The organism is Escherichia sp. MOD1-EC7003 (genome assembly GCF_002965065.1).
In the GTDB taxonomy this organism is placed as follows: Bacteria; Pseudomonadota; Gammaproteobacteria; order Enterobacterales; family Enterobacteriaceae; genus Escherichia.
On sequence record NZ_PTRE01000217.1, the window covers coordinates 1 to 3903 of the forward strand.

Annotated in this window: 5 protein-coding genes and 2 pseudogenes; 4 read left to right on the forward strand and 3 right to left on the reverse strand. The window is 47.1% G+C overall.

Going from position 1 to position 3903, the window contains the following annotated elements; translation table 11 throughout:
- The coding region (locus A7090_RS26845; RefSeq protein WP_241957295.1) for a hypothetical protein at window positions 1-137 on the forward strand (137 nt) is incomplete at its 5' end.
- A gap of 230 nt (window positions 138-367) precedes the next feature.
- Window positions 368-1477, forward strand: coding sequence for a YeeE/YedE family protein (locus A7090_RS24025; protein ID WP_105275777.1), 1110 nt, complete (start codon window positions 368-370; stop codon window positions 1475-1477).
- 325 nt (window positions 1478-1802) lie between these two features.
- On the opposite strand, the gene pemK-mt is transcribed toward A7090_RS24025, so the two are convergent.
- The 3 genes and pseudogenes from pemK-mt to A7090_RS24040 all read right to left on the reverse strand — a co-directional run.
- Window positions 1803-2135, reverse strand: coding sequence for a type II toxin-antitoxin system toxin endoribonuclease PemK-mt (gene pemK-mt / locus A7090_RS24035; RefSeq protein ID WP_000439434.1), 333 nt, complete (start codon window positions 2133-2135; stop codon window positions 1803-1805).
- A 1-nt stretch (window position 2136) separates the two neighbouring features.
- Window positions 2137-2394, reverse strand: a complete 258-nt coding sequence (pemI, locus tag A7090_RS25885; protein WP_000557619.1) for a type II toxin-antitoxin system antitoxin PemI — start codon at window positions 2392-2394, stop codon at window positions 2137-2139.
- A 92-nt stretch (window positions 2395-2486) separates the two neighbouring features.
- Window positions 2487-2642 (reverse strand): annotated as a pseudogene (locus A7090_RS24040) (CPBP family intramembrane glutamic endopeptidase); the annotation flags it as partial.
- Between the two features lie 88 nt (window positions 2643-2730).
- Here A7090_RS24040 and A7090_RS24045 point away from each other — a divergent pair.
- Together A7090_RS24045 and A7090_RS24050 are read left to right on the forward strand one after the other, a co-directional pair.
- Complete coding sequence (locus A7090_RS24045; RefSeq protein ID WP_000091308.1) at window positions 2731-3096, forward strand: hypothetical protein; 366 nt, start codon at window positions 2731-2733, stop codon at window positions 3094-3096.
- A pseudogene (locus A7090_RS24050) lies at window positions 3096-3850 on the forward strand (IS91 family transposase); the annotation flags it as partial. The gene A7090_RS24045 and the pseudogene A7090_RS24050, both read left to right, overlap by 1 nt.
- Window positions 3851-3903: the final 53 nt, after the last annotated feature.

The following is a 3903-nucleotide window of genomic DNA, read 5'->3' on the forward strand; positions in this document are numbered from 1 at the left end:
GTAGATCACAAAACTCTATGCCTGTCTTTTTTTACCCGCCCATTACTGGGGATTCCTCAGGGCTGAAGCGGGGTTACCGTCTGGCAGAGCTGGTTATGATGCATGAGCCGCTGGCCCGGATGCGGTGGTGCGGCTGAGAGCCGCAGAGGAGAAGTTGCGTCCATTTTGAGGGAAATGGAGCAAAAAACCGCCACTGATAACCTGTACCAATCGGTGTCATCTGTTTAATAGTCGTGGTGATTTATCTGGTGCACAAGGGGCGGTGAAAAAACATCCGTTACGTGGCAGTTTTTTAATCTTTTTGTGTTTTAAATTCCTATCGATGAACGGTATAATCCCGCGATTTTTTGTCGTAGGAAATAACTATATGCAACAGAAACTTCTGTTCCCAATAGTATTAATTGCCTTGACTTTGTTTGCCTGGCTAGGAAATACTTTCGGAACAAAATGGGTAGTAATGAGTATTATCGGTTTTGGGTTAGGGTTTACACTTTCATTCAGCCGCTTTGGTATTGTTTTTGGCTGGAGAGAAATGTTAACACAAAAAAATAGTTACTATGTACGAATCCATTTACTAACTATTGCGATCGAAATTCTATTGTTCACAATTTGCTTATCTTTCAGTCATTCCTTATTTGGAGATAAGATGACTGGTAATATTATGGCAATAAGTATACCTTTCGTTGTTGGCGCTTTTTTATTCGGTATAGGAATGCAGTTGGCAGGATGTTGTGCATCAGGAACCCTTTATTGTTGTGGTGAAGGGAGGCCTAGATTCTGGATTGTTTTACTTTTCTATGGCATTGGAACATTAGTAGGAAACTCATTCAAGCCTGAATTATCATCAATATTCCCTGGTCATATAGTAACAGTGAAAGATTTAACAGGAAATCTATGGACGGGTATGTTGATAAATTTACTCTTCGTTGGACTGCTCTATATCTTCTTTTGTTATATTGAGAGGAATAAAACTGGACAACTAACAAGTATTTTTACTTCTGGAAGTTTATTCTGGAAAGATAGCCATTTTACTGTTCTTAGTGGTGGTATTATAATTGCAATACTGAACTCCAGTATTGTTGCCATACATGGTTCTGCATGGACTATAACTGGAGCCATCTACGAAAGTGCTTTACATATTGCTTCTTTTTTTGGTTTATTCGAGGGTAATCCAAAACTCGCAAAACCTCTATTCATCAACCCAATGGTAGGCATGTTTGCCGCTGGATTACTGGGTGCGGCATTTTCTGCATGTCTGCTCAGGGAGAGAAACAGAACGCCATTAACCATTCAAAATATTCTTGCAGGAATAATTGGTGGGTTATTAATGGGGTGCGGCGGGGCGTATGCAGCATGTAATTTAGGCGGTTTTTTTGATGGGACTGCTTCGGGGAGTGTGCATGGATGGCTTTGGATGTTGATGGCTTTATGCGGAAGTATTATCGGTATACGATTAAGAAAATTATTTAATATCTAAGGGGAATTGGGGTTTATGTCATTTTGTGTTTTTCAAAAAAAGACATATTCCCCAATTATTTTTATTTGAATTTGATGCAGTTATGTACGGCTGTTCTGCTGTCGTAAACGTCTCAATCATCTTCTCTGCGATCGCAGACCAAGTGTGACATTGAACCTTTTGGTGATGCATCCAATTATAGGGCCGCCTGGAATTCGGAAAATAAACCACGTTAAGACTGTTTTTTAGTCAAATAACTTTCAGGAATCGCCAGAATGGCGGGACAACAGTGGTTTTGGTGTCCGAAATCGTACGTTTTCATCCAGTTGCCCCTCAAACCCCATGTTCAAGTCAGAATAGTGGACAGGCGGCCAAGAACTTCGTTCATGATAGTCTCCGGAACCCGTTCGAGTCGTTTTCCGCCCCGTGCTTTCATATCAATTGTCCGGGGTTGATCGCAACGTACAACACCTGTGGTACGTATGCCAACACCATCCAACGACACCGCAAAGCCGGCAGTGCGGGCAAAATTGCCTCCGCTGGTTACGGGCACAACAACAGGCAGGCGGGTCACGCGATTAAAGGCCGCCGGTGTGACAATCAGCACCGGCCGCGTTCCCTGCTGCTCATGACCTGCGGTAGGATCAAGCGAGACAAGCCAGATTTCCCCTCTTTCCATGTCAGATTTCCTCCTGACCAGTCGCCGGTGCATCCAGCCATTCTCGTTCTTCAGCTGATATTTCAGCATTCGGATCACACTGTGCCAGTAGCTCAGCCAGTGAATATTGCGGGCGTCTGTACGGCTCAACAATCAGCCGGCCATTATCAATGACCATGCCAACTTCATTATCTGTACCCAGAGACAGCGCATTCAGCAGTGCCGGTGGGACGGTCAGCATAACTGAGCCGCCAACCCTCTTCAGTCGGGTGGTATGCATTCTTCACCTCCATAAAAGTTATATTTAAATATAACATCCACTAAAAAAACACACCAGGCTTTAACGCACAATGTTTAATAAAAATATAACTTTCAACCAAACAGTAAACCCAGCGTGGTTGCTTCCATATGCAGCAATACCGGCAGCAGCAGGCCACCACTTCTGATCCTGGCCACTGATGTAATCAACCCCACCAGGAACAGTTCTGCCAGTGTCAGCAGGTTCTGATACTGGCTGTGCGCGGCGACCGAGTAGGCAGCCTGGCGGCTGCGGCTTGTCATGGCCTGAAATTACCGTTATAAAAACAGACAATATCATTGTCTTTCAGGTAGTTATATGTCCCGTTCAGCTAAACCCCGTAAACGAAAACCTGCCCCTCAAAGAAGCAAACTTCCCCGCTATGTCGTGAAGCTTCACGACGATGACTTCTTTGACGAAGAAGACGCAGAAGCTCTGCGCTTTGATAATTTTGACGATGCCGTTGAGTGCTGCGCAGACCTGAATATTCCCTTCTTTGTGGATGCCGGAAACAAAAAGCTGGTCTTCTGGTTTGTACGTGTTGATGACGAAGGGTATCCTGAAATAGCCCGCTGCACGGAGCGGGAGTTTGCGACCATTCTTGCCGGTATCAGCGCCGGCGGCATGTACTGCCCGGAGTGTGGCACGGTTCACTGGCCGGACGGAGTCCCCCCGCCCTTCTGATGCTTCCCCGTTTTGCCGACATTTTTCAGCAGGGAAACCGCTGGCTTAACTGGCTGGAGAAACAACCGGAAGGTTCAGTGCGTCCGGTAGTCATTGAGTCTGTGACAAAAATCATGGCCTGCGGGAGCACGCTGATGGGGTACACACAGTGGTGCTGTTCATCTCCGGACTGCAGCCACATAAAAAAGGTCTGCTTCCGGTGTAAAAGTCGCTCCTGCCCGCACTGCGGAGTGAAGGCTGGCGCACAGTGGATGCAGTATCTGCTGAGTCTGGTTCCCGACTGTCCGTGGCAGCATATTGTGTTCACACTTCCCTGCCAGTACTGGTCCCTGGTGTTCCACAACCGGTGGTTACTGGCAGAGATGAGCCGCATTGCTGCGGATGTGATACAGGAAATCTGCCGCCAGGCAGATGTGGTGCCGGGGATATTCACGGTCATCCACACATGGGGACGTGACCAGCAGTGGCATCCGCACATTCACCTGTCGACAACGACCGCGGCGTGACATCAGACCACACCTGGAAAAACCTTCATTTTTACGCCCGTAAGGTGATGAGTATGTGGCGTTACCGGATAACGCGGTTACTGTCACGGAAATATCCGGGCCTGGTGATACCGGATGCGCTGGCAGCAGAAGGAAGCAGTAAACGGGACTGGAATCGCTTCCTGGACAGTCATTACCGGCGGGGCTGGAATGTCAACGTATCCCGGGTGATGGATAACGCCACACATGTGGCGGTGTACTTTGTCAGCGCCAATGATATAAGACAGTAATTCACCATTTGGATTGTCCGCTCCACCCAACA

Coding starts and splice junctions, on each gene's coding strand:
- pemK-mt (WP_000439434.1), bottom strand. CDS start 2,135: ATGGAAAGAGGGGAAATCTGGCTTGTCTCGCTTGATCCTACCGCAGGT.
- A7090_RS24025 (WP_105275777.1), top strand. CDS start 368: ATGCAACAGAAACTTCTGTTCCCAATAGTATTAATTGCCTTGACTTTG.
- A7090_RS24045 (WP_000091308.1), top strand. CDS start 2,731: ATGTCCCGTTCAGCTAAACCCCGTAAACGAAAACCTGCCCCTCAAAGA.
- pemI (WP_000557619.1), bottom strand. CDS start 2,394: ATGCATACCACCCGACTGAAGAGGGTTGGCGGCTCAGTTATGCTGACC.